Origin of the sequence: Corallococcus sp. AB011P (assembly GCF_003611605.1) — a bacterium.
GTDB lineage: Bacteria > Myxococcota > Myxococcia > Myxococcales > Myxococcaceae > Corallococcus > Corallococcus coralloides.
Genome location: NZ_RAVX01000006.1, coordinates 200,087 through 224,989 on the forward strand (window position 1 = coordinate 200,087; position 24,903 = coordinate 224,989).

14 protein-coding genes are annotated in these 24,903 nt (G+C 68.5%); 8 read left to right on the forward strand and 6 right to left on the reverse strand.

Going from position 1 to position 24,903, the window contains the following annotated elements:
• Positions 1-6 precede the first annotated feature (6 nt).
• The 5 genes from D7X30_RS18950 to D7X30_RS18970 all read left to right on the forward strand — a co-directional run bounded on the left by D7X30_RS18950 (position 7) and on the right by D7X30_RS18970 (position 12,043).
• The gene (locus D7X30_RS18950) at positions 7-4,257 is read left to right on the forward strand and encodes a DUF6519 domain-containing protein (protein ID WP_120564348.1); all 4,251 of its coding nucleotides are present in this window, start codon (positions 7-9) and stop codon (positions 4,255-4,257) included.
• Between the two features lie 17 nt (positions 4,258-4,274).
• The gene (locus tag D7X30_RS18955; RefSeq protein ID WP_120564349.1) at positions 4,275-4,763 is read left to right on the forward strand and encodes a hypothetical protein; all 489 of its coding nucleotides are present in this window, start codon (positions 4,275-4,277) and stop codon (positions 4,761-4,763) included.
• A 93-nt stretch (positions 4,764-4,856) separates the two neighbouring features.
• A complete protein-coding gene (locus D7X30_RS18960) occupies positions 4,857-10,187 on the forward strand; it encodes a DUF4157 domain-containing protein (RefSeq protein WP_255424208.1) in 5,331 nt (1,776 codons plus the stop codon).
• Between the two features lie 55 nt (positions 10,188-10,242).
• Positions 10,243-11,250: a hypothetical protein gene (locus tag D7X30_RS18965; RefSeq protein ID WP_147443241.1), complete on the forward strand. Its 1,008-nt coding sequence runs from the start codon at positions 10,243-10,245 to the stop codon at positions 11,248-11,250.
• Positions 11,251-11,314: 64 nt separating this feature from the next.
• On the forward strand, positions 11,315-12,043 hold the full coding sequence (locus D7X30_RS18970) for a hypothetical protein (RefSeq protein WP_120564352.1): 729 nt from the start codon (positions 11,315-11,317) through the stop codon (positions 12,041-12,043).
• A 22-nt stretch (positions 12,044-12,065) separates the two neighbouring features.
• On the opposite strand, the gene D7X30_RS18975 is transcribed toward D7X30_RS18970, so the two are convergent.
• The 3 genes from D7X30_RS18975 to D7X30_RS18985 all read right to left on the reverse strand — a co-directional run bounded on the left by D7X30_RS18975 (position 12,066) and on the right by D7X30_RS18985 (position 16,098).
• Positions 12,066-13,385: an amidohydrolase gene (locus D7X30_RS18975; RefSeq protein ID WP_120564353.1), complete on the reverse strand. Its 1,320-nt coding sequence runs from the start codon at positions 13,383-13,385 to the stop codon at positions 12,066-12,068.
• A 141-nt stretch (positions 13,386-13,526) separates the two neighbouring features.
• Complete coding sequence (locus tag D7X30_RS18980) at positions 13,527-13,931, reverse strand: tetratricopeptide repeat protein (RefSeq protein ID WP_233591652.1); 405 nt, start codon at positions 13,929-13,931, stop codon at positions 13,527-13,529.
• Between the two features lie 145 nt (positions 13,932-14,076).
• Positions 14,077-16,098, reverse strand: a complete 2,022-nt coding sequence (locus D7X30_RS18985; RefSeq protein WP_304984702.1) for a hypothetical protein — start codon at positions 16,096-16,098, stop codon at positions 14,077-14,079.
• Positions 16,099-16,924: 826 nt separating this feature from the next.
• Here D7X30_RS18985 and D7X30_RS18990 point away from each other — a divergent pair.
• Positions 16,925-17,569: a DUF4386 domain-containing protein gene (locus D7X30_RS18990; RefSeq protein ID WP_120564354.1), complete on the forward strand. Its 645-nt coding sequence runs from the start codon at positions 16,925-16,927 to the stop codon at positions 17,567-17,569.
• Here the strand turns inward: D7X30_RS18990 and D7X30_RS18995 are convergent.
• Positions 17,547-18,152, reverse strand: a complete 606-nt coding sequence (locus D7X30_RS18995) for a Crp/Fnr family transcriptional regulator (protein WP_120564355.1) — start codon at positions 18,150-18,152, stop codon at positions 17,547-17,549. The two genes, D7X30_RS18990 and D7X30_RS18995, sit on opposite strands and share 23 nt — an antisense overlap.
• A 98-nt stretch (positions 18,153-18,250) precedes the next feature.
• On the reverse strand, positions 18,251-19,132 hold the full coding sequence (locus D7X30_RS19000; RefSeq protein ID WP_120564356.1) for a bile acid:sodium symporter family protein: 882 nt from the start codon (positions 19,130-19,132) through the stop codon (positions 18,251-18,253).
• A gap of 244 nt (positions 19,133-19,376) precedes the next feature.
• On the opposite strand from D7X30_RS19000, the gene D7X30_RS19005 reads away from it, so the two are divergent.
• A complete protein-coding gene (locus tag D7X30_RS19005) occupies positions 19,377-21,746 on the forward strand; it encodes an arylsulfatase (protein ID WP_120564357.1) in 2,370 nt (789 codons plus the stop codon).
• 36 nt (positions 21,747-21,782) lie between these two features.
• Positions 21,783-22,175: an MgtC/SapB family protein gene (locus D7X30_RS19010; RefSeq protein WP_120564358.1), complete on the forward strand. Its 393-nt coding sequence runs from the start codon at positions 21,783-21,785 to the stop codon at positions 22,173-22,175.
• A 146-nt stretch (positions 22,176-22,321) separates the two neighbouring features.
• Here the strand turns inward: D7X30_RS19010 and D7X30_RS19015 are convergent, their stop codons facing one another.
• The gene (locus D7X30_RS19015; RefSeq protein ID WP_120564359.1) at positions 22,322-24,589 is read right to left on the reverse strand and encodes a zinc-dependent metalloprotease; all 2,268 of its coding nucleotides are present in this window, start codon (positions 24,587-24,589) and stop codon (positions 22,322-22,324) included.
• Positions 24,590-24,903 lie beyond the last annotated feature (314 nt).

The following is a 24,903-nucleotide window of genomic DNA, read 5'->3' on the forward strand; positions in this document are numbered from 1 at the left end:
GCGACCATGAAAGGCGACTTCACCAGAGGCCATCGTCCTGATGCCAAGCGCAAGGAGAAGTACCGGCGCGTGCTCCTGCAGGAGGGGCGGCTCGTTCTGGACAGCGATGTCGCGGCCAGCGTGGACGCGGCCGACACGCTGATCCGCGACCTCGCGTCGGACGTGGGCTGCGAGCAGGGCAGTCCGAACCTGGGCTACCTCGCGACGCCGGGCCCGCTCCTGGCGGTGTTCGAGACGCTCGACGGCGTGACGCTGCCCGCACCGGGCGGCGCGTTCGTGGCGTACCGCGACTACGGCGCGAAGTACCACGAGCGGTTCCCGTCCCTGTACGTGGGGGCGCACGCGGCGGGCGGCTTCGTGCAGATCCGCGCCCGCCGCAAGCTCGCCAAGGCCCGGTATCCGAAGCTCCGCCTCTGGCTGCGGGCCAACGCGAACGTGGAGGTCCGGATCCACAACGTCAGCGCGGGTGTCCTCAACGTCAACGACGCGACGAACTTCAAGTTCTACGACGTGCAGGTGCCCGCGGGCGCACCCGCCGAGTACGACACCCTCGAGATCGGCTTCTCCGCGGCGGGCGCCGCGAACGAGGCGTGGATCGGCTTCATCGAGGGCTTCGAGCCCGCCACCAAGGCCCCGCTGTTCTCGTACACGCGCGGCCGGTACTACCTGCAAGGCCTCGGGGTCGAGTCGGCGGACGACGGGATGTTCTGGGAGTCCACCTTCCCGACGAGCAAGGGCTTCCCGACGGGAGACACGCTGCCCGTCGCGGGGAGCTACGTGGTCGCCTACCTGGAAGGGTGGGAGCGGCTCATCACGCGCATCGAGGACGGCGGAATCCTGGAGCAGGCGCTGGGCGGCGTGCTCGACACGACGGTGCGCTCGAAGGCGGTGGGCCAGGTCAAGCTCGCCGTCTTCGCGAACGACGGCGGCAGTCCGCTCACGGGCAAGGACGACGTGCCGGCCGCCTTCGCGAAGGTCGACGCGGGCACCGGCAAGCTGAGGCTCACCACCAAGGTGGCGCCGGACAACCTGGACCCCTGCGCGATTCCCGAAGCCGGCGGCTACACGGGCGCGGACAACCGCTTCTACCGGTTCGAGGTGCACAAGGGCGGCGCGCTCGGGAACGTCGAAATCAAGTGGTCGAAGAACAACGGCTCGGACGTGTTCGCCGTCGCCTCCGTGGCGAACACGCTCACGAACCTGACGCTCGCGCCCGGCGCCGAGGTGAAGGACGGCGACCTCATCGAGCTGCTCGATGAGACCGACGACCTGGGCGACGCCGCCCCCGCGGAGGTCGCGCTCGCGGCGAAGTCGTTCAGGGCCTCGCAGCGCTCGGTGGGGCAGCTCTTCTACGCGGAGACGACCGCCACCTCCGGGCAGCTCAAGCTGCGCGACCCGGTGACGCGGCTGCCGGTGAACGTGCCGGCGGACTTCGCCAACAAGGACAAGGCGCCCCGGAAGGTGCGGGTCTGGCACGGCCTCCTCGTCACGAAGCCCAAGGTGATGGGGGATCCGCCCGTCACCGCGTTCGACCTGGGCGATGGCATCGTCATCGAGCTCACCGGCGCGGCCTTCCGCCCGGGGGACTACTGGCAGCACGAAGCGCGCAAGATCAAGGACAACCAGAATGGCCTCTGGCAGGAGTCGCCCCACGGTCCGGAGCGGCTGTTCGCGCCGCTGGCGCTGTTCCGGTACACGGGCGAGTCCGCGCCGCTCGAGCTGGTGCGCTGGTACGACCACCAGTACTCGGCGCTCTGCGAGCTGAACGCGGACGACATCGCCTACGACGGCGGCAAGGTCGGCACCAACGCGGACACCGTGCAGGAGGCGCTGGACGAGCTGTACGCGAAGGAGGACGGCGGCTGCTGTGACGGGTCGCTGTCTCCGTCCGAGAACCATGGGGACGACACCGCTCGCATCCAGCAGGCCATCGACGAGGCCATCGATGGTGCGACCCTCTGCCTGGAGCGCGGCATCTACCGGATCCACGGGACGCTGAACGTCATCGGGAGGCGGGTGACGCTCGCTGGATGCCCGCACGCGACGCTGCTCGGCTTCGGGGGGGACGCGCCGGTGTTCTACGTGCATGGGGACGCGCGCCTCACCCTGCGCGATCTCCTTGTCTTCCGGCGCGAGGTTTCGGGGCCGCTCGTGCAGCTCACGCTGTCCGGGGGAATGCCGGGGAGCAAGGGGCGCGAACAGCTCGTCCCGACGCAGCTCTGGCTGGAGGGGACCGCGCTGGTCCATGCCGGGGAAGAAGGCGTCGCGATCCAGGTCGCCAAGCCCGAGCTGCCGGTCTTCAAGCCCGAGGAGCCGACGCCGTTCGTGGTGTACCCCGATGCCCGGGGGACCACGTCCATCCGCGCCGAGGAGTCGATCCTCCTGGGCGCGTGGGGCGTCGCCGCGGAGTACGTGTTCATGACCGAGCTCATCGAGTCGGTGGTGGTCGGCGAGAAGGCTGGCTTCTACGCCAAGGGGGCAGGAGGCCTGCGGCTCCGGCGCTCCTCGTTCCAGGGCTGGCTGGACGTGGAGCGCCGCAAGGTGCTCATCGACGCGGCGGACGAGGACCTCGAGAAGACGGTCACGAAGCTCATCGAAACGGAGGCGGGAGGCTTCAGCGCGGAGAGCGTCGGCATCGGGGTGAGCGGGATCGACTACTGGCGATGCGAATTCGAGCGGTGCACGTTCGCCTGCGGAAGTCCGGTGCTCATCGGGTACCTGTCGTCCGACCTGGTCTCGGCCGGCAACGAGTATGTGGGCTCGTACGCAGGCATCCGGGTCGACTTCCTGTACCAGTGCCGGCTGTCCGGGGACCGGTTCTCCACGTCCGGCGCGGCCGGGCTCTGGCTGCCATGGGTGACCAGCTCCCTGGAGGTCGAGGGGTGCACGTTCACGGGCCCGCGCGGCATCCTCTTCGCGGCCTCGGCTGATACCAGCCCGCTGCCTGTCCTGGAGTCCACGTATCCCTCGCTCGCCGGGATTGGCATCCACGACAACCAGTTCCTGTCCTATCTCGCGGGGGTCCAGTTCGGACCGAGCCTCGTCCAGCAGAAGGAGGGCGCAAGCCCGCCCGTGGTGAACATGGAGGGGATCGCGGTGACGGCGAACGTCTTCAGCGATACCACCGTGGGCGTTGCCTGCACGCTCCTCGCTCCGCCGCCCTGGGAGCAGGAGCAGGAGGTGCGCACCCAACGGCTGCGCATCGCGGACAACCAGATCGACGCCGCGGTCGGGGTGCTCGCGCTGGGGAATGACGTGGTCGTGCAGAGCAACACCATGCGCGGCCAGCAGACGATCGTCTCCGAAGACGTGCTCGGCCTGCCAATGCGCAAAGCGAGGCAGGTGGGCCTCTACCTGTCGGATGGCGGGTACCTGTCCGTCCAGGACAACGTCATCACGCTGAGCACGGAGTTGCCGCCCGACGAGGGCGGGACCGTGGGCATCCTGCTCTACGAGCGTTGGACCGAAGGCGATCGCGACGGCATCGTGGTCCAGGGCAACACGGTGACCGCGTCCGCTCCGTTCTGGGCCCCCGAGGGAGAGACGGGCGCTGGGACCACCTGGCTCCTCCTGGAGGCGAACCGCTTCACCGGGTTGGGATGCAGGAGCGAGCAGCTCTACGAGAGCACCCTGCGGAGCAATGTCGTCACGGGCGGGTTCCAGATCACGATGGGGGGCGGCAACGTCGTGTCCGGCAACCGGCTGCTGCCGCTCTGGAACAGCCACATCGCGCTCATCATCACCCGTGCGTGGGGTGACTGGCAGATCGAGGACAACCGCGCCGAGGGGAGCATCCTGTTCTTCCCCTACACCTACACCTCGTCCGGCGTGGCGAGTTCGTCCCCGCGGTTCATCGAGTCCCTGCAGCCGTGGGTGGCACCCGCGAACACGGTCTACAGGGGCACGGTCCGGGTCGCGGAGGTCCAGCCGATCTTCCAGACCTATCTGAAGGCGCTCGCCACGGCCGCCGTCGAGAAGGAGTACTCGTACAACGCGCAGGTGGAGGGGAACTGGGTGACGGCGGATCTCGTCGTCGGCTGGCCGAACGCGACCGTCAAGTCGCCGTATGACACGTATCCACCGGCGGTCGCGGACTCGTACTCGGGGCTCCAGATCGTGGGCAACCGGGCCGGCAGCGTGCTCGTCACGAACGCGTACAGCCGGATCGTGTTCGCGCACAACTTCGCGACGGACTTCAACATCTCGGGCTGGAGCCAGGCCGGGATCATCACTGCTCCGAACTACAACGCACCCTGACGGAAAGGACGCACTTCATGCGACCGACGCAGAACATGAAGAAGGCCTTGAAGCTCCCCGGGGGCAGCGACCCCCGTCCCCAGCGGCCCGCGCCCAAGAACCCTGGCGCGCCCGTGGCCGCGCGGCGAGAACAGCTGGAGCAGAGGCTCAAGTCGATTCGCGAGCTCTCGGGCAGCGCCATGCTGACGCAGACGATGACCGCTGGGCGGGAGGTCATCCAGGAGCTCGCGAAGGCCGCGCTGCAGGGCAAGAAGGACGTCCCGCAGACCCTGCCGACCAATACCCCGACGAAGCTGCCCACCAAGGCGGAGGTCGCGAAGATAGAAGAGGCCGAACGCAAGGCGCTCGAGGCCTGGACGGGCATCGAGAAGGACGCGCAGGAGCGGATCGCGCTCCGCATCCGCCGGGGTGAGGCGAGGGTGCGGGCGCTGACCGCCTATCAGTCCGCGCGCGCTCGCGGGCTGGGGGGACCGAAGAGCCAGCCGCCGAAGCCGGTGAAAGGCTGACAGCGGGTGGGACGTCCGGCCGCGAAGACTCCGGCGCCTGTGAATGCGCCGAGTGCGGCGGTACCCGCGTCGCGGGCCGCTGAGGCCGCCGGTGTGTCCCACGCGGCCGAGCCGGGCTTCTCGGGGGGCAGTCCTCTGGGCCCCTCGACCCGGTCGCGGATGGAGGGCGCCTTTGGGCGCTCGTTCGACGGGGTGCGCGTGCACACGGATGCTCGCGCGTCGGGCTTCGCCGCCGAGCACCAGGCCGAGGCCGTCACCACCGGACAGGACATCGCCTTCGGGACGTCGAAGTACCGCCCCGGCACCGAGGGCGGCGACAGGCTGCTCGCGCACGAGCTGACCCACGTCGTGCAGCAGGGCAACTCCGCGCGCGGGGCGCCCCAGGCCAAGAGCGAGGTCTCCACTCCGAACGAGCCGGCCGAGATGCAGGCCGACTCGGCCGCCACCCGGGTGATGTCGGGGCAGCCGGCCGGCGTCACCGCGGGCGGCTATTCGGGGTCGACGCGGAACCGGCTGATGCGCAAGGCGCTGTCCGGCGCGAGCGTGCCGGTGCCAGGCAATGCCGCGGAGACCGCCGGGCCGACGGAGGCCAAATCCGCCAACAGCCCCGAAGTCACGGGCGGGCCGCCAGGGAAGAAGCGAAAGAAGCCCGAGGCGGCGGGGGCGGAAGCAGGCGAGGCTGGGAAGGAGCAGGAGAAGGCGCCGGGAGAAGAGGGCGCTGGCGCGGAAGGAAAGACGTCCGCGGATCGGCAGGCCGGCGTGGAGGAGCCCGCGCCCGCCCGGAAGACGCAGGAAGGGACGCAGGGCGCCAGAGCGGCCGTGGGCGGTGGTCTCGCCGGAAGGCTCGCGCAGTCGCTGCGGGCGAAGGTGACGCGGGGAGAGGAGAAGCCCGCGCTGTCGCCCGGAGCGAACGAAACGCTCCGAGAAGCGGCGGAGTCCGGCAGGGCGCCTGGAGCCACCGGAGCGAAGCAGGACGAAGGCAAGGCCGCTAAAGCCAGTACGGCCGGAGTCCTGGCGCCTGAAGCAAAGGCCCCCGGTGATGTGGCCAGGCCGCGTGAGACGAAGGCCGCGGAGACAACGCCGGTTGAAGCGAAGGCGGGTGTCGATGGGAAGGCGCCCGGAGCGCCCGTCGAAGGCAAGGCAGGTGTTGCCGGGAAGGAGCCCGGAGCGCCCGTCGAAGGCAAGGCAGGTGTTGCCGGGAAGGAGCCCGGAGCGCCCGGTGCGGGCAAGGCCGAGGACAAGGGGCAGGATGGAAAAGGCGCCGAAGCGGAGGGCGCGGCGACAGGTGGGAAGGGCGCCGAGAAGAAGCCGGGAGCGCCCGACGAAGGGAAGGCCCTCGCGGGAGAGAAGGAAGAGGGCGCCAGGAAGGGTAAGGGCGGCGACGCGAGCGCGAAGGCCGAGGGCCAGTCCAAGGCCCGGCAGGGCGTTCCCGGTGATGTGAAGAAGGCCCTCGAAGGATCGAGCGAGAAGGGCCCGGCGGGTGCCTCACCGGCGACAGCGGAGCGCGAGCCCGCCGCGGCCGGTGGGGGCGGAGGAGGCGGTGGTGGTGGCGGGGGCGGCGCTGGCGGAGAGGGAGGCGCCGAATCTCCCGAGGCCCAGGCCACCGAGGAGAAGGTCGACGAGAAGCAGCCCGAGGAAGAGACGGCCGCCGAGGCGCAACAAGATCAGGAGCCGGAGGCCGCCGGGGGTGGAGCGGGCGGTGATGTTGATGCGGAGGCCGATGGTGGAGGCGGAGCGGAGCCTCCGGAGGCGGTGGGCGGTGGTGGCGAAGGAGACAACGAGCCCGCCAGCGCCGAGGGCGTAGAGAAGGGACCCTCCGAACAGCAGGTCGAAACAAAGGAGTCCGCGGCCGCGGCGGAGAGCAACCGGGAGCTCGACGAACAGAAGCAGGCCGATGCCGAAGAGGAGCATGCGCAAGAGCCAGCTCCCGAGAGCGCAGGCCCCGAGGAGGGGGCGCTCTCTCCAGCGGAGCAGGGCGCGGCGACCGCGTCCGTGAGCGAGGACGCGGGCGGTGGTGCCGGCGCGGCCGCGGGGGGCGGTGGAGGCGGAGGAGCCATTCCCGACAAGCCAGCGCCGGCCGTCCCCGATGTCTCGGGCAGCGAGCCCAAGGCCGGGCTCGGGTCGCTCAAGGGCCTGGCTCCCATGTCCATCCAGGGCGCGCTCGGGAGCGTCTCCCAGTCGGTCTCGAAGACCGTCGGCGACAAGAAACAGGCGCTCGCCGCGAACCCACCCACGCGCGCTGCCTCCTCGGGAATGCCCGGCAAGAAGGGCGCGACGCGGCTCGACCTCGGCGCTGAAGGCAAGGGCGACACGAAGGCCGAGAAGGTGGACGAAGGCGCCGCGGTCGAGACGCCCGCGGCCGAGCCCGTGCCGGAGGCGCCAGCCCCCGCCGTCAACGCGGTGACCGCACCCCCGACGAGCGGCGCTGGCGAAGGAGAGATGTCGCAGCAGGACGCGGACCGGATGGGCTCCGCGGTCGACAACATGCCCACCTCGGATCCCGAGGTGAGCACCAGCGCGGGCCCGCCGCCCACGCTCGCGCTCGAAGGGAACGCGGATCCGGCGCAGGTCACGGCCCAGCGCGTGAAGATGGACCAGTCCGTGGCGGCCGCGCACGACACGGGCAAGGCCGATGCGCGCAAGCCAATGGGGGAGAATGAGATTGCTCCCCAGGAAACCCACGAGACGCTCGCCGCGAAGGTGCCCGCCAGCGGAGGGGGCGCGGGCGGAGGGGCGGCGGGTGGGGAGGGCGGCCCGGACGCGGAGGCCGCGTCGATCATCGCCCAGGAGAAGAGCCAGGGAGAGATCGACGCCGCGGTCGAAAAGGGCCAGGGCGACATGGTCCAGGAGGAGGCGAAGGAGCAGGAAGCCTCCGAGGCGGAGACACAGCGCACCGAGCAAGCGGCGGCCCAGGCCGAGTCGGACGCCGCGGCGGAGCAGGAGTCGGAGAAGGCCGCCGCCCAGAACGAGGTCGCGAAGAAGCGCGGCGAGTGGAACGAGGAGCAGCAGGCCGCCGTCGACAAAAGCAATACCGAGGCCGACACGAAGCAGCAGGAGGCCGACGAGAAGGTCGACACCGAGAAGACGCAGGCCGACGAGAGCGCCGGAAAGACCCTCTCCGAGGGTGAGGAGAAGGCCCAGAAGGCCAAGGAGGAGGGAGAGGCCAAGGCCGAGCGCGAGAAGGCCAAGGCGAAGGAGGAGTCGAGCGGCTTCTTCGGCTGGCTCGCGTCGAAGGCGAAGGCGTTCTTCAACAAGATCAAGGAGGCCGTGAAGAGCGTCATGAAGGCGCTCCGCGCGGCGGTGAAGGCGGCCATCGAAGCGGCGAAGAAGGCCGCGGTCGCGCTGATCGAAAAGGCGCGGCAGGCGGTGGTCGCGGCCATCCGTCTCGCGGGTGACGCGCTGATCGCCATCAGCGACGTGGCGCTCGCCGCGTTCCCGGAGCTCAAGGCGAAGTTCCAGGGCGCCGTCCGCCAGACCGTCCAGGACGCCGAGGACGCGGTCAACAAGATCGCGGACAAGCTGAAGAAGGGCGTCACGAAGCTGCTCGACGCGCTCGGCGAGTTCCTCGACAAGGCGCTGGGGCTCCTCGAGAAGGGCCTGCTCGCCGCCGTGGACGCGGTCGCCGCCGTGGTGGACTCGGCGATCAAGGCGGCGGAGGCCGTCGCCAAGGCGCTCGGGACGTTCCTCGCGCTCATCAAGGACATCGCGGCGGGCCCGGGTCAGTGGATCTCGAACCTGGGCGCCGCGGTCGTCGACGGCATCAAGAACCACCTCGTGAAGGCCATGAAGTCGGCCATCAGCGAGTGGTTCAAGAGCAAGGTCGAGGAGGTGCTGGGCATCCCGGTCGACCTGATGAAGGCGCTCTTCACGGGCGGCTTCAACCTGGAGGCCATCGGGAAGATGGCCTGGGAGGCGCTCAAGACCGCCGTCCCGGGCATCCTCATCCAGCTGCTGATCGAGAAGCTGGTGGCGATGATCGTGCCCGCCGCGGGCGCGGTGATGGCCATCATCGAGGGCGTCCAGGCGGCGTGGGGCGCGGTCAGCCGGATCATCGCGGCCATCGACTCCTTCATCACCTTCCTGAAGGCGGTGAAGGGTGGAAACGCCGGTCCCCCGTTCGCGACCGCGGTGGCGGCGGGCGCCGTGGCGGTGATCGACTTCGTCGCCAACTGGCTGCTCAAGCGCCTCATGAAGCCGGCGAAGAAGGTGTCCGGCAAGCTGGCTGCGATTGGCAAGAAGATCCTGGCCAAGATCAAGAAGGGGCTGAAGAAGGCCGGCAAGAAGCTCAAGAAGTTCTTCAAGAAGGCCGGTCAGAAGCTCAAGAAGCTGAAGGACAAGCTCTTCGGCAAGAAGAAGAAGGGCAAAGGCAAGGACAAGAAGAAGGACAAAGAGAAGGACAAGAAAAAGGAGGCGAAAAAGCGCCTCAAGCGCGCGCGGAAGGCCATCGCCGCCCGGCTCCGCAAGCCCAAGAAGGGGGGCGATGCTCGCTCCACCATCCAGCGCGTGGCCGCGCAGCACAAGGTGTCCGCCACCATCTCCGTCGGAGCCGACAAGTGGCTGGTCACACTCAAGGTCAACCCGGACGAGAAGCTTTCGCTCCAGCAGACCGACAACGCGCCAGCACTGCAGGGCGCGGAACAGGCGAAGACCGTCGTCGGGGACATGAAGTCCGAAGCGGCGCAGATCGAGCAGATCGTCGCGGCGATGGTGCCGACGCCGTCCAAGACCCCAACCGAGAGCGGGGAGGCGAAGGAGAAGGCCAAGCTCGAGGAGATCCAAAGCTCCTCCGACCAGACGTTCGTACCGACGAAGCCGGGCCACCTGAAGGACGAGCCTTCCGTCAAGGGACCGGGGTTCGACGCCGCGGCCCTGAAGTCAGAGGAGAGTGGAGACGTCCTCGAACTCTTCGAGGAGAAGTCCGGCAAGCCGCGCGTGCTCCTCGGTCACTCGTCCTCGCGCAAGATGCCCACGGGGAAAGAGGTCATCGACACGACCGGCGAAGGCTCGGCGAGGGCCAAGGTCCTCAGTGATCCCGCGACGGCGCAGAAGGTCGCTGGCGGCGAGGCCGTCCTCCGCCAGGACGGCCGGCAGATGCAGAATCAGCTTGGCGCGATCACGTCGCAGCTGAGGAAGAACATCAAGAAGATGGAGAAGGCGCTTGATGATGGCGTGAAGAAAAAGAAGGTGGACCCGCAAGTGAGTGAGAGGGTCAAAAGGGTTCTCGCCGGCAAGGGCGGGCTGATACGCATCGTGATTGAGCTCGACAAGGGGGCCTCCTTCAGCGCGAGCGATTTGGAGGCTGCGAAGACGCTGATCAAGCATGCGATTGACAACTTCAAGGCGACGTTGAAAACTGTCGAAACCAATATCGAGGCTGTCATTCGCGAGGCAGGCAAGGACTCGGACACGGTGGTCTATGGCTGAAGCTCGATACCGCGTCCTCGAAGGCCTACGAAAGATGGGGCGCGCGGAAGAGGCCTTGTCACACCTGACCAGCCCAATCTTGCTGTTCGATTGGTTGCTCGCCAGACTGCTCGCAGGGGAATCGCTCGACATGGGCGAGCCGCAACTGCAGGCTTTTCAGCAAGGATTTACTCCGGCTGAGCAAGACTTCGCCAATCTTCGCCGTCATGTATGCGTCGCTGCGAGTGCGTTGCTCACCGGTCGGCCCGTTGGCTCAAGTCCCAAGGAAGCGCTCTCGCTCGCGCACCGCGCCTGGAACGGCGGCTGGCAGGACCTGGAGATCTCGGTCGAAGCCTGCGCCGCCGCCGCCTGCGCGCGCGATAGCGCCGAACTCACACTTTGGAGGGAGCGGGCGGAGCGCAAGCCAGCATCGGACTGGGTCGAATCGTTCGAGGAGACGCTCTTCTTGCTCGCGCCACCTTCGGCGGCGATCAGTCCCCAGGGACTGGCGACAGGCGTGGCACGTGTGTCCGCCGAAGTCCTTCTGTTTGAATCGACCAACTCCGCCGCGCCGCTCGTCTGCGCCCTGTGGCATCGCACGGAGTCACACGCAGCCATTGGCGCGCTCTTGTCGGGGCGCGCGCAAGCCGTCGATGAGCTTGTGTTCGGTCCCGAGGGCGAGAAGCCGCGCCTCAAGATCGGCAAGCCGTCTCACGACCTCATCGAGATGGACCCGGGGCCGCTGCTGGTCTTCGGGCTCAAGGTGACCGGGCGCGGACCGCTCTCTCCCGGCGGCTATTCGCTCGCCCCCTTCACGTACCAGCTGGCGGAGCTCTTGGACCGGACCCAGGCGAAATGGAGCCGCCTCGCCGAGCCCGAGCGGACGCAGAAGCTCACCGCGATGGAGGGGGCGCTCGCGCGCAAGGAGCATGGCGTGACCTTCCGCATCCATCTCGCTCGCGGCGTCGAACTCTCGCCCGAGGATGAAGAGGGGTTTCGGGCGCGAATCGCGTCTTCGTGGGAGCACGCCCGTCGCAGCCTCCGCGGCGTCCATGCGGATGCGCGCGTGGAGTTCGTTCGCTGACCCTCGCCCGTCCTGAGTCCTGGCGCGCTTGCCCCTGCCGGATGGACGCAGTAGACGCGGAGCCATGGGTGCTGACGTTGTCGGCTTTCGGGGTTGTGCTCTCCAGGTCGAACTCGGTGACGCGGGCTTCCTGCGGAAGCTCAAGCTGAAGTCCTACAAGGACGCTGCCGACGCCGCGGTGCCTCCCGAGCGGAGACCCAAGCTCAAGATCAACGTCCGGATCGGAGACAACGCACCTGTCTCGATGGCCTACCCCGACCTGGAGCGGGAGGTCGCGGAGTTCACTCGCCGGGTTTCCGAATGCGCGGACTGCCCCCTCGTCGAGGGTGCTCCGGCGGGGTGTTACGCCTACGTCGCCTATCCCATCGACGCTGCCGCGGAGGAGGTGCTGTTCGAGGTGGTCGTCCGCGGATTGGAGAGTCCCGGCTCCGTGGGCTCCCGGTACCATCAGGAAGTCATGCTCCGGTTCGAGCCTGCCCCTGCCTCGTGGGTCGAGCGCCGGGGGACAGTGCAGGGCGCCCTCTGTGTCCTGGATCGGCCGCTCGAGCACAGCTGGCACGAGGGCGGCGAGGTGCGTCGCCTGACGAGCGCCGATGTGCTCTGGGCGTTGTTCGCCACGCTCGACGATGCACGGGGCATCTCGCTCGTCGGTGAGCTGCTGTCAGAAGTGGGCCGGGTCGCGCGCGAGCGGCATGCCACGGTGACCGGCACCCTCGCGGAGCTCGTGCGCATGGGGGACCTGGCCCGTGCGCTCAGCACCGTCCCGGGTGGCCGGCTCGTGATTGTCGATTGACCCTGGGTGGAGACGGGGGACCTCAGGGCCTGCCCAGCAGCTCCAGCGCGGAGGTGGTCAGCAGGGTGACGCCGGTGCGCAGCGCGCGCTCGCGGTCCGGCGCGTAGAAGGGCGAGTGTGGGGAGGGCAGCGCCTCCTCCGCGCCCTTGGCCTCGGCGAAGCGTTTGGGCTCGGTGATGCCCAGCCACAGCATCACCGAAGGCACGCCCGCGCGGCCGTACTCGGAGAAGTCTTCTCCGCCCATGACGGACGGCGTCTCGCTGAGGTTCTTCTCGCCCAGCACCTTCCCCACCGCGTCCACCAGCCGCTTCGTGAGCTCGGGGTCATTGTAGGTGGCGGGCGTGCCTTCGGTGACGTTGACGGTGGGCGGGCGGGGCGCTCCGGAGGCCATCGCCTCCGCTTTGGTGATGCGCTCGATGCCGGCCAGCAATGCCTTGCGCACCTCCGGCTTGTACGTGCGCAGCGTGAGCTGCAGGCGCACCTCATCCGGGATGATGTTGTGCTTGGTGCCACCGTGGATGGAGCCCACGGTGAGCACCGCCGGCTCCAGCGGGCTCTTCTCCCGGCTGACGAGCGTCTGCAGCGAGAGGATGGTTCGCGCCGCCATCACCACCGGGTCCACGGTGGTGTGCGGGTACGCACCGTGCCCGCCCTTGCCGTAGAGGGTGACGTCCACCGCGTCCACGCTCGCCAGCGCATAGCCGGGGGTGAACCGCACCGTCCCCGCCGCGGCGTTGGCCACGGTGTGCATGGCCACGGCGACGTCCGGCTTGGGGAAGCGCTTGAACAGGCCGTCCGCCAGCATCTGCCGGGCCCCCGCTCCCATCTCCTCGGCCGGCTGCCCCACCAGCATCAGCGTGCCACGCCACCGGTCCTTCGTCCGCGCCAGCAGCGTGGCCGTGCCAATCCATGACGTCATGTGCACGTCGTGCCCGCACGCGTGCATCACCGCGACTTCCGTCCCGGCTCCATCCTTCGCCTTCGTCTTGCTGGCGTAGGGCAGCCCCGTCTTCTCCTCCACCGGCAGCCCGTCCAGGTCCGTGCGCAGCATCACCGTGGGCCCCTTGCCGTTGCGCAACAGGGCCACCACGCCGTGCCCGCCCACCTTCGGTGTCACCTCGAAGCCGAGCTTGCGCAGGCGCTCGGCCAGCTTCGCCGCCGTCTTCTCCTCCTGGAGTGACAGCTCGGGCGTCTGGTGCAGGTCGCGGTAGAGCGCGTCCAGTTCGGGGTACAGCGCGTCCAGGCCCGCGAGGACCGTGGGAGGGGGCGCCGCCGCGAGCACGGGGCCGACGGGCGCCGCCACACAGGCGAGGAGCAGGGGAAGCAGGGGAAGCGTTTTCACCAGGGAACCTCCTGACAGTCAGGGAGCCCCCACTGTACTGACATGAAGGGGCGCCTCGGAGTCTGGAAGGAGCGGTGGCGGACGGGACCCTCCGCGCACGCCCTCCCCCTGGCCGGTCCTTCACTCGAAGGTGTTGATGACCTACTCCCGCGGCCCCACGCGGGCGACTGCCGCGCCCAGGCCCTGCTCCACGACGTTCCGGTAGGGGCCCTCGGGAACGTGGGGGAGCGCGTCGACGGCCTGTTGGTAGTGCGCGCGAGCCGTGGCGAAATCGCCCCGGTCCTCGGCGCACCTGCCGAGGTTGAGGTGGAGCGACGCGAAGAAGGGGCGCACGCGGTCATCATCCACGGCCTGGGCCCGCTCTAACGACACCTGGTTCCAGTGCCGGGTGGCCTCCGGCGTGAGCTGATGCCGCGCGAGGTAGTGGGCCGCGATGCAGGCCTCGTAGTCGTCGGTGGCGATGTCCCACGCCCGCTGGAAACACGCTTGTGCCTCCTCCGGACGGCGTGCGGCTTCCGCCTGCATGCCCTGGCTGCACAGTTTCACGACGGGATTCTCCGGGTCCATGCCCCGCAGGATGCACCGTCCCCGCGGCCCTTGCGATGCCGTGATGGGCCGCGGCCCGTAGCCGCGGGCCCATGGCACCGGAGTGGAGGGGCGAAATCACTCCGCGAGGACCCCAGCTCCAGCGTCAGAGCGTCTTGAGGTACTCGATGATGGCCAGACGCTCCGGGTCGGTGAGCACGGAGTTGAACTCGTGGCCGCCATTGTCCTGGCCGAAGGCGTTGGTGTTGTAGATCTTCCGGTCCTCCAACTGCTGCCGCGTGCGGGTAGGCGGGAAGAGGATGTTCCAGGAAAGAGCCAGGTTGCTGAAGAGCACGCTCATCATCTCCTGCGCCAGGGGGGTGGTGAACTCGTCGCCCGGCTGGCAGTTGATGTACGGAGACACCGCTGGATTCAGGGGCGTGCGCCACTTGCAGGGGATGGTGTCGTACTTCCAACCGAGCCTGGTGGAGTCGGAGGCGCGTTGCAGGTCCGTGTCGAAGCCCATGACGGTCAGCGGCTGATCCCACCGCGGCGGCGTGGAGACCCGGCGCCAGATGGGCTTGCGGTCGGCGGGCTTGAGCACCTCCCAGACATTGGGAACCGAGCCGTTATGGAGGTACGGCGCGGTGGCCCAGACCCCGTACAGCGGCGGCGCAAGGTAGCCGAGCTCCCGATTGCCACGGATGTGCGGCTGGTTCTGCGGACCGCAGTCGTTGGCGGTGCCAGCCGTCGAGGGATAACCGAAGAAGTTCTTGGCGCCCGCGGACTGGACCGCCGCGTTGTTGGTATTCACCCGGACCGGGTCGGTGCCAATGATTCTCAGCGGGGCGATGTAGCTCGCCATGCCCTCCAGCGCCGGTGTGGCCAGGAAGGCCGGGTTGTTGACGTAGCGGGGCGAGTAGGCCCCATGGCAGCTCGCGCACGAGCCGTTGCCCTGCGGCCGCGGCACGGCGTTGTTGCGCCCCGGGGCCCACATGTCGAGCGTGTGGAACAGCACCGCACCCTGTTCGGCCAGCGTCTGGTTGATGGGCAGGGGATAGGGCGGTGACTTGAGGGAATCGACCCAGGTGTTGAGCGACGGGCCGTTGGCCCGCATCCAGTCCTGGCCCGCTTCACTCAACGGCCCGCCAGCGCTTCCGAACAGGCCGATGAACGGCGTGTAGAACACCATGTCCACGCGCGGCGCATCCATGGGGAAGACGCCGTCAACGAACTTCACCGGCCGGTGTCCCATGTTCCACCAGGCGGGCGTATCCATTCCGGCGGTCGAGCCGGAGTTGATGAGGCCAATCACCTCGGAGGGCGTCAGCAGTTTCTCGTCCGGGAACAGGAAGGCGAGGTTGATGTCGCTGGCATTGTTGGTGCCGCGGGTCCGGTTGAGGTTCAGGAACGTGGCCAGCGACGCCGGGTAGCCCAGGGGCAACAGGTCGCTGAGGAACAGGTCCAGGTCCGCCAGGCTGCTGCCGCCGCCCACCTGCACCCCGAGGCCCGGGCCATCCCCGGGCTTGCCCACCATGCCGCTGTGGCAGGCGTGACAGGTGACACCGATGCGGCTGCTCCAGCTCCCATCCGGGTTGCGAAGCTGCGTGAGCATCTGCGGCAACTGCCCGCTCCCGCCGTTGGAGAGGTTCGGAAACTGCCCGGGCAATGGGTAGGGATTGCGCTCGGTGTTCAGCCCCGACCCGTAGCGCTGGGCGACCAGGGTGTCGAAGTTGTCGGGACGAAAGGGAAAGCCCCAGACGCGCCACAGCTCGTTGTACTGCGCCGCGGAGAAGGTGGCGATGCCGAACGCAGCCTCGGGCCGCGTGTAGTCGGTGCCGGTGAACAGCACGCCCACGCCGGGATGGCCGTTGGTCAGCAGCCCCTCGCCATGAGCGAAGCGCGCACGCAGTTCGCCGCAGGTCTTCGCCGCTCCCTGCTCCTTCACGGCCACCGGGTCGACATGACAGTTCTTCCAGTAGGCATTGAAGTGCACCGCCCGCCCGTCACTGACACCGGGCTGCACCAGGGTCCGAGGATCCACCGGCAAGAGCGCACTGTCCGGCCTGCCATAGCAGAAATCCCACTGCGCCGAGCCACCTCGGCTGCTCCCCAGCAAATCACCCGCGGCGCTGACTCCAGGCACCGCCAACGTCGCCAGGACAGACAGCATGCGAATGAATGGCACGGCGGCCCCGCTTCCAACGAACGGCCTTCTCTCAACGAGCATGAGCTCCTCCTGCTTCGCGGCGTGCGTTCTGACGGCGAGGCGGAAGGGCGCGCGGAGGTTCATCGTCGGGCGCCTCGCTCATTGAAACGATAGGTCCTTGTTGGCAGGGCGTCAACACGGAAAGGCCAGAACTTCATGGCGGCACCTTGGCTGCGATTGAGTCACCGAGCGGACCCGGGGCATGCCGCATCGCGACACCCTCTGCCTCCAGGTGTCCGGGGGGCGTTGCTCCCTGCTCCAGGGTGTTGAAGCTGGCTTGGGTCACACCCCCGGCCCCGGTGCGGCCGGCGCGAGGGGCTGCGAGTCCTTCCTGTCATGCAGGGAGAATCCATCCGGAGTGCCCCCTCGGCCGGTGTGTCCTTGTGCACCTCGAGGGTCGCGCGGCTGCTGTGTCTCACTTTGTGGGGGCTGACAGGCTGCGTCGAGCAACGGGACGCCGAGGTGCTCCCCGATCCCGGCACCTCCCCTGGGAGCGCCTGCGAGGGCGTCGCCCCCCGCACGCTGGAGGAGGTCCATGCGGCGCACTTCGCCGCGGAGCGCCCCACGGGCTGCACGGTGGGGTGTCATGACACCGGCGCGGGCGGCCTGACGTTCCGTGACGCCCACGAGCTGTGGCAGGCCACCGTGAAGCGGCCCTCGCAAGGCGACTCCTCGCGCCTGCTCGTGGCCCCGACCCAGGCTCCGCACGGGCCGTGCCCACTTATTGATCCTCATCAATGCGGGCGAGGGCGGCCCCCGCCAGTCTGGAGGCCACAACGTCGCTGAACGTTCTGGAGCCCTCGCGATGAGCATCACCCGCCTTCACTCCCGTTCCCTGGGAGTCCTCTTTCTCCTTCCGTTCTTCGCCTACGGCATCGGCACCGCGCTCGTCACCTCCGTCCTGAAGGATCCGGAGCAGCTGGCCGGACAGAGGACGCTGTTCGTCGGGGGAGCGCTGCTGCTCCTGTTGAACTCCCTCCTCGTCGTCGGAATTGGCGTGCTGTTCTTTCCCATCCTCCGCGAGCGGAGCCCGGGCATCGCCGTCGCGTACGTCTGCACGCGGGTGATGGAGGCGCTGACCCTCATCGTCGGAGTGGTGTTCCTGCTGTGCATCCTTCAGCTTGGAGAATCCGCGCCGCCGGAGTGGATGCCCCTGCTCAACCTTCTCTCGAAAGGGAACTTCTGGGCGTACCAGCTCGCGATGATCATCCTGGGGGCCGGCAGCGTGGCGTTCTGCCTGTCGCTGTACCGCTCGCGGCTTCTTCCCGCGTTGCTCCCGCTGGTGGGCGCGGTGGGCTACGGATTCCTGGCGCTGGGGGCCGTGCTCGAGCTCTTCGGCCTGCCGTGGGGCATCTTCTTCTCCGGACCCGGGGGCCTGTTCGAGCTGTTCCTCGGTGGCTGGCTCATCACCAGGGGGTTCCGGACGGTCACGCCTTCCGTCGCGGCGTAGCCTGCTTGCCGTGCGTGGTGATGCGCTTGCGGATCCGGCTCAGCGACTCGGGCTTCACGCCGATGTAGCTGGCCAGCTGGTACTGGGGAATCCGCTGGAGGAGGTCCGGCCGCGTCCTCGTGAGCTTGAGGTAGCGCTGCTCCGGGGTATCCGTGAGATAGGACGCGAACCACTCCTGCTGCTCCGCCAGGACCTTCTGCATCACCCTCCGGGAGATGCTCTCGAAGCGAGGGAAGCGCCGGTACAGGTCCCCCTCGCGTTGCGCGGTGCCCACCACCACCGTGGTGTCTTCCGCGCAGACCCAGAAGTGCTCCGCCGGGGTCTGGTTCATCATGCTGTGAATCGAGAGGACCCATTCGTCCTCGGTGAAGAACCCGTTGCTGCGCTCCTCCCCGTCGACGATGGAGTACTGGCGGACACAGCCCTGGAGGACGAAGTAGGCCTCGGTGCAGACCTGGCCCGCCATGAGCAGGTGCGCGCCTTTCGGGCAGGTCTTCACCACCATGCTGTCCAGGATGGCCCCGGCTTCCTCGTCCGACAGAGGCGCGATGCGGCGGAAGTAGTCGACGAGCCTGTGTTTCATGGGAGCACCGCGCGACCGGTGATGGCCCCATCATCCCACTGGACTGGCGGACGTGGCCCGAAAACGCACGTGCACGCCACGCAGGAACTGCCCATCGCTCAGGCGCGGACCATGCCCCCGTGCCGCAGCGGCCGCTGCCGCCGGCCTCGCCACGCGAGGAGCCACGCAATCGGGAAGAGGACCGCGAACCCGACCAGCGAGGAGACGACGACCATCACTTCGGCGTTCTGATCCCCCATCCCCTGGGTGGCAACCACCATCGCCGCGGCGATGTTGCGTTGCCCGGTGCCCAGCCCCAACACCACGTGTCCTCCGCGGTACTCGCGGCCGAAGACCCAGCCGATGCCGAAGGCGCCCGGAATCAGGATCAGCGGGGCGAAGATGGCGCCAGTGCTGATGATGTGCACGACGCCCCCGAAGTTGGCCACGAGGGTTGCCGCGACCAGTACGGCCAACGCCACCATGGCGAGCTTGCCCAACCAGGGCCGGAGCCGTTCCGCCAGCGTCTGGTGCCGGGCCCGGACGTAGAGCCCCGCGCCCAGGGGAAGAATCATCGTCCACAGCAGCGGCAACGCGATTGCCGCCGGACGCACCCTCACGTCCGGCACCACCCGCGGGACCACCAAGGGCATGTAGAGGACGGTGGCCAGCATGAGGAGCACCGTCAGTGACGCGCTCAACGGCATGTTGCCGCCCGCAGCCGCGGTGAGCCTCATGAGGAATAGAGCACCCGCCGCCATGCCGATGAGCATGACGCCGGTGGCATGGGAGCTGTCCAAGGGGACCACCTGCACCACGCCGTACGCGAGCAGTGGGACGAGTACGAAGTTCGCCACCAGCGCGCGGATGGCTCCACGCGAATCGAGCAGCGGGGCGGATATCTCGCGGAGCGTGTGGCTTAGTCCGACGGCGAGCATGGTGCATACGGAGAACACCAGGATCCCGATGCTCGACAGCGCCTGAAGGAACCCGACCCTCATTCCTTGAAGGTCACGGTGCCCGCACGAAACCGCAAGCGCTCCGGGACGACCGCGCAACCGGCCCGCCAGGCAAGGCCCGGCTCACGCCTGGCGCCCCCACCTTGGGTGCCATGCAGCGGGCCGCATGCTGGATGCTCCTCGCCTGCGCGCCCCGCGTGAGCGTCACTCGGACGGATGGCCGGACCGAGCCCGCGGCTTGCAGTCTCGTTCGTCGTCCTCATCTCTCGGGAGGAGGCACGCGACGATGGCGAAGAAAAAGGAGCGGACTCCGAGGCGGATTGAACGGGACACCTACCCGAGGCCCGAGCACCGCTTCCGGGATGCGAAGATCGGGATGACCTGGAAGGACTCGGAACCCGACTCCCCCGGCTTCCAGAGGGCGCCGCCGGGCGCGCCGAACATCGTGCTCGTGCTGCTGGACGACGTGGGCTACGCGTGGCCGAGCAGCTACGGAGGGCTCGTGCGCATGCCCACCTCGGAGCGGCTGGCGAAGGAGGGCCTCACCTACTGCCAGTTCCACACCACCGCGCTCTGCGCGCCCACACGGGCGGCGCTGCTCACCGGCCGCAACCACCACTCGACCTCCTTCGGGGTGGTGGGGGAGATGGCCACCGGCTATCCGGGTTACAGCGGAGTCCTCTCGCGGAGCTGCGCGACCATCGCGGAGTTGCTTGCGCCCAACGGCTACGCCACCGGTTGGTGGGGCAAGAATCACTCCACTCCGCTGAACCAGGCCTCCGCCGCGGGGCCCTTCACGCACTGGCCCACCCGGCGCGGCTTCGACTACTTCTACGGGTTCCTCGGCGGAGGGACGGACCAGTTCTATCCGGCGCTCTACCGGAACACGACCCCCGTCAATCCCACTGGCACGCCGGAACAGGGCTACCAGCTCACCCGGGACCTCGCGAACGACTGCATCGCCTGGATGCGAGCGCAGAAGGCCATCGCCCCGGAGCGACCGTTCTTCGTGCACTTCGCCCCCGCCGCGGCGCACGGCCCGCACCAGCCGCCACTCGACTGGCGCGGGCGAAATGCCGGTCGCTTCGACATGGGCTGGGACCACTACCGCGAAGTCGTCTATCAGCGGCAGCTCGAGCTGGGCGTCATCGCCCCGGGCACGAGGCTGACCCCCCGGCCGAAAGAGCTGCCGGCCTGGGACCGCTTCGATGCCGAGGCGCAGGCACTGCTCCGCCTCCAGGCCGAGAACTACGCGGACTACCTCGAGCACTGCGACCACGAAGTGGGCCGGCTGGTGCACGTCCTCGAGGAGCTGGGAGAATTCGAGAACACGCTCTTCATCTACATCCTCGGCGACAACGGCTCGAGCGCGGAGGGGTCACTGACCGGGACCCTCAACGAGAGCGCCAGCATGCAGGGCATCGAACCGCCCATCGAGGCGAGTCTCGCGCGGATGGGGGAGTGGGGGCTGCCGGGAACCACGCCGCATTACGCGGTGGGCTGGGCCTGGGCCGGGGACACCCCGTTCCAGTGGATGAAGCAGGTGGCGTCCCATTTCGGGGGCACCCGCAACGGGATGATTGTGAGCTGGCCCGCGTGGATCGCCGACAAGGGGCAGAAGCGCTTCCAGTTCCACCACGTCATCGACGTCGTTCCCACCCTCCTCGAGGCCGTCGGAATCCGCGAGCCGGTCAGCGTCGATGGCGTGCCGCAGAAGCCAATCGAAGGCGTGAGCATGGCGTACACCTTCGACCGGGCCAACGCGGAGGCGAAGAGCACGCGCACCACGCAGTACTTCGAGATGCTGGGAAACCGCGCGCTCTATCACGACGGCTGGACTGCCTGCTGCCGGCACGGGCGGCTCCCCTGGGTCACCCGGGGCAGTGCCAGCTTCGATGAGGACACCTGGGAGCTGTACCACCTCGATGAGGACTTCAGTCAGTCCGAGGACCTGGCGGCCCGCTATCCCAAGAAGCTGCGCGAGCTTCAGGACCTGTTCCTGCTGGAAGCGGCGAAGTACGACGTGTTCCCCCTGGATGACCGCTTCGCGGAGCGGGCGGATGTGACGTTGCGGCCGGGCTTCTTCGTCGGCCGCAGGCGGCTGACCCTCTACCCGGGCATGGTGCGGCTGCCGGAGAGCAGCGGCCCCAAGCTGGCGAACGTCGACCACGCCATCACCCTCCACGCGCGGCTTCCCGAGGGGCACGCCGAGGGCGTGCTGGTGTGCCTGGGCGGGGACACCGCGGGATGGAGCCTGTTCGTGGAGGACGGGCGGATGCGCTACCACTACAACTGGTTCGGGTTCGAGCGCTTCGACGTCCTCTCCGGGGCAGCACTGCCCGGCGGCGAGGCCGAGCTTCGGATGGAGTTCACCTGTGAGACGCCGGGGATTCCAGGAGGGCCGGCCGTGGTGCGGCTCCTCTGCAACGGCACCGTGGTGGGCGAGGGGCGGATTGCCAGGCAGGTGCCAGGGTACTTCGGCCTCGGTGAGACGCTCGACGTCGGAGAGGACACGCTCTCCCCGGTCTGGCCCGGCTACCGCGACCGGTTGCCCTTCCGCTTCAACGGAAGCATCGACCGGGTGGAATTCGAACTCGGCGAGGCCGCGCCACGCAGCATGTCGGAGCTGCTCGAGGAGCAGCTCCATCAGGACTGAGGCTTCACGGTGGAAGGACTCGGCCTGGATCTGAGCATGTTGGTTCGCCTCGCGGTGGCATTCGCGCTGGGGTTGCCCGTGGGTTGGGAGCGAGACCACCGGGCGCTCTCGCCCGGATTGCGCACGTTTCCGCTCGTCGGCACGGGAGCGTGTGCATTCCTGCTCATCGGCCAGCATGCCTTCCCCGGCGATGCGCGCGCTCAGGGCTATGTCTTTCAGGCCGTGTTGAGCGGCATCGGTTTCATCGGAGGCGGTGTCATCGTCAAGGGCAGGGGAGAGATCCAGGGGATCGCGACCGCCGTGAGCGTCTGGATTACCGCCGCGGTCGGGGCTGCTGTCGCCTATCGGCTCTATGGGCTCGGGGCGGTTCTGTCGCTCACGACCGTGGCTGCACTGCAACTGCTCAGGCCGTTCAAGGAACACACGTAATCGGGTGAAGAAGCGCTTCGGCCAGCGTGACAAGGCGTCAGAAAACACCAAGGCCGGAAGCCGCTGGGGCTCAGCGGCTTCCGGCCTCGGTCCTTCCGTGTCCCCGACGGGATTCGAACCCATGGGTGGAGCGACCAGGCTTCGCGTCAGTGGTAGTAGGGCGAGAGCGCGCTGGAGACGCGCGCCAGCAGATCCTCGGACTGCAACCGCTCCTCCCCCGTGAGCGACGGGAGCTGCGCGGTGAGCGTGTCGCGGGCCTCGCGCAGCGCCGAGTACGCGGGCAGTGTCTGGAATTGCTTCAGGATGTCCACCATGGCGCGGCGGGCCGCGTAGCCGCGCACACCGTCCACGTTGAGCAGGATGCCGCGCACGTCCGCCATCACCGGCGCCGTGAACTGCGGAGTGGTGGGCGCATTCGCGGTGAAGATGCCGCCGCGCGAGGACACCGGGTCCAGGTAGAGGCGCGTGAGGACGCGGCGGGCGAGCTCATCCGCGCGGGAGGCGTAGACCGCGGGCGCGCCCGGAGGCACGACGAGCGGCGGCCGCACCTGGGCCAGGATGTCCTGGTACGCCCGCACCTGCTCCGTCCCGGCCCGCACGAAGCCCAGGACCTGGTTGGTGCGGGTGCTGAGGGTGAGGTTGAGCCGGTTGGTGACCGAGGCCGTGGTGAGGAAGCTCTGCGCGTAGACGTTGAAGTCCGCCAGCGTGAAGCTGAACGTGTCATTCGTGCGGTCGTACATGGCACAGCGCGGGTCGGTGAACCGGTCTTGATCCGTGCAGAACTCCCAGGTGGGCAGCTGGGTGTCCAGCCCGTAGAGGTAGCGCACCGCCTGCACGTCGTAGGGGCCCGGCGCGCTGTCCAGGACGGAGTCCTCGTTCGCGACGTAGTCCATCACGGAGCTGCTGCGCAGGCCCGTGGGCGTGCCGTCGTAAGCGAGCGATCCGGCGAAGTTGTGGCGCAGGCCCAGCGTGTGGCCAATCTCATGCAACACCACGTGCGTGAGGTAGGCCTCCACCTTCTGCTTCTTCGTCTGCGGAGTGACCGCCGTCAGCGACGACGCGAGGCCGGCCTCCGGGTCGCCGAAGCGCTCGAGGACGTTCAGGTCGCACAGCTGCTCCGCCTTCATCCCGGACCAGGACATGCTCACGGGCGAGAGCGTCCGCGCCCGTGCGGCGGCGAACGCGCCGGGGTCGCTCTCGAAGGTCTCGTCCCCGAGCACCAGCCACATGGCCGGCAGGTAGACGCTGGCGCCGCGCAGCTCGCTGGTGTTGGGGTTGATGCGGAAGTTCGCGAAGGCGTAGGGCACGCCCTCGTCCGGGTCGAAGATGAGGACGTTCTTGTCGTCATCCGCGAAGTCGAGCCCCGCACCGCCCACCGTGGCCTCCAGGACCTTGAAGCCGAACGCCTGGTTCCAACCCTCCACGCCGCGCTTGATGGCGCCCACCAGGTCATAGTCCTGGAAGCGCGGGTCGGCCTGGATCGAGAGCACGGAGGGGGTGATGAACCAGGAGATAGGCTTCATCCCGGGGTGGATGTTCCACTTCATCGCCGGGATGTCCTGCCAGCCACCGGCGTTGGTGATGAAGCTCGGCGCTCCCGCGAAGTAGAGCGTCTGCTCGGGCATGGCCGTGGGCGTGTAGCCGGGCCCCTCCTTGTAGCGGCGCAGGGCGAGGCCGAGCGTGCCGGAGGCGCGGTAGCCATTGGGCTCCAGGTAGTCCACGGCGAACGGCTCGGACGCCTCCGAGTAGCCCGTGAAGACCTGCTCGAAGGCGATGCCGTCGGTGATGGGGTGGAAGCGCTGCGCGAAGCTCAGCTCCGTCTGGAATCGCGTGGAGACGGACAACGAGTCCCCCATCACGCCGAAGCGGTTGAGCCCCGCCGACGGGTCGATGAGCACGTACTGGTCGGCGTTGCGCAGACGGTTGAAGGGGCCGTAGTCGGTGACGACGGGGTAGGCCTCCACCAGCACCTGTGGGTCGAACACGTCGCTGAGCTTCTTGCGGTCGTCCACATCCACCACGAAGAGCCGTCCGTTCTGCTCCTGGAAGGAGACCACCCGCGTGCCCAGGGACCTGCCAGCGCCGAAGATCACCCCTCCCGGATGGAGCTGCTTGAGGAACGCGGACAGGAACCACTTCTGCTTCAGCTCGCTGCGCTTGATGGCCAGGTAGAAGTGGGTGCCCGCGTCCTCCACGATTCCGGACAGGCGCTGTTCCACCTGTTGGCGCTGCTCCGTGCTCGTGGCCCGGGGCACCGCCACGAAGGCGTCCTCCAGGCTGACGGCCAGCGAGGCTTCGGGGGCTTCCGTCTCAGTCACGGGCCCGCCGGTGTCACAGCCGCCGCTCGTCAACATCACCACCAGCGACGCGGCGCCCAGCCAGCGGCGCCGCGAAGACCACGTCCGTCCAAGCATCGAATCACTCCAGGGGGTTGGGGCGGCATCGCGCCGCCCGTTGCACCGGAGGAACGACATTTCGGCGGGGGGCATACCGGAAGGGCGCCAGGCTTCGGAAGAAGCCCTCCACCGCGCAAGGACTTTCAACCCGGACGATATGTCGGCCCGGTTCTCGCCCGCGACAGGGCTCCCACGTCGCTGATGCGCATGCTCTCCAGGCCACTCCTTCGGGAGCTTCACGGACCAGATGATGGAGACACTCTTCCCGCCCCCTCCCGTGTTCACCCGGAGTGGGTCGTGCGTCCGTCGGCTTGGTGGCATCGGGGGCCTTC

Bases quoted from the DNA above. Each gene is read 5' to 3' on its own strand.
- D7X30_RS18950 (WP_120564348.1), top strand. From the start codon at position 7: ATGAAAGGCGACTTCACCAGAGGCCATCGTCCTGATGCCAAGCGCAAG.
- D7X30_RS18955 (WP_120564349.1), top strand. From the start codon at position 4,275: ATGCGACCGACGCAGAACATGAAGAAGGCCTTGAAGCTCCCCGGGGGC.
- D7X30_RS18970 (WP_120564352.1), top strand. From the start codon at position 11,315: ATGGGTGCTGACGTTGTCGGCTTTCGGGGTTGTGCTCTCCAGGTCGAA.
- D7X30_RS18990 (WP_120564354.1), top strand. From the start codon at position 16,925: ATGAGCATCACCCGCCTTCACTCCCGTTCCCTGGGAGTCCTCTTTCTC.
- D7X30_RS18995 (WP_120564355.1), bottom strand. From the start codon at position 18,152: ATGAAACACAGGCTCGTCGACTACTTCCGCCGCATCGCGCCTCTGTCG.
- D7X30_RS19000 (WP_120564356.1), bottom strand. From the start codon at position 19,132: ATGAGGGTCGGGTTCCTTCAGGCGCTGTCGAGCATCGGGATCCTGGTG.
- D7X30_RS19005 (WP_120564357.1), top strand. From the start codon at position 19,377: ATGGCGAAGAAAAAGGAGCGGACTCCGAGGCGGATTGAACGGGACACC.
- D7X30_RS19010 (WP_120564358.1), top strand. From the start codon at position 21,783: ATGTTGGTTCGCCTCGCGGTGGCATTCGCGCTGGGGTTGCCCGTGGGT.
- D7X30_RS19015 (WP_120564359.1), bottom strand. From the start codon at position 24,589: ATGCTTGGACGGACGTGGTCTTCGCGGCGCCGCTGGCTGGGCGCCGCG.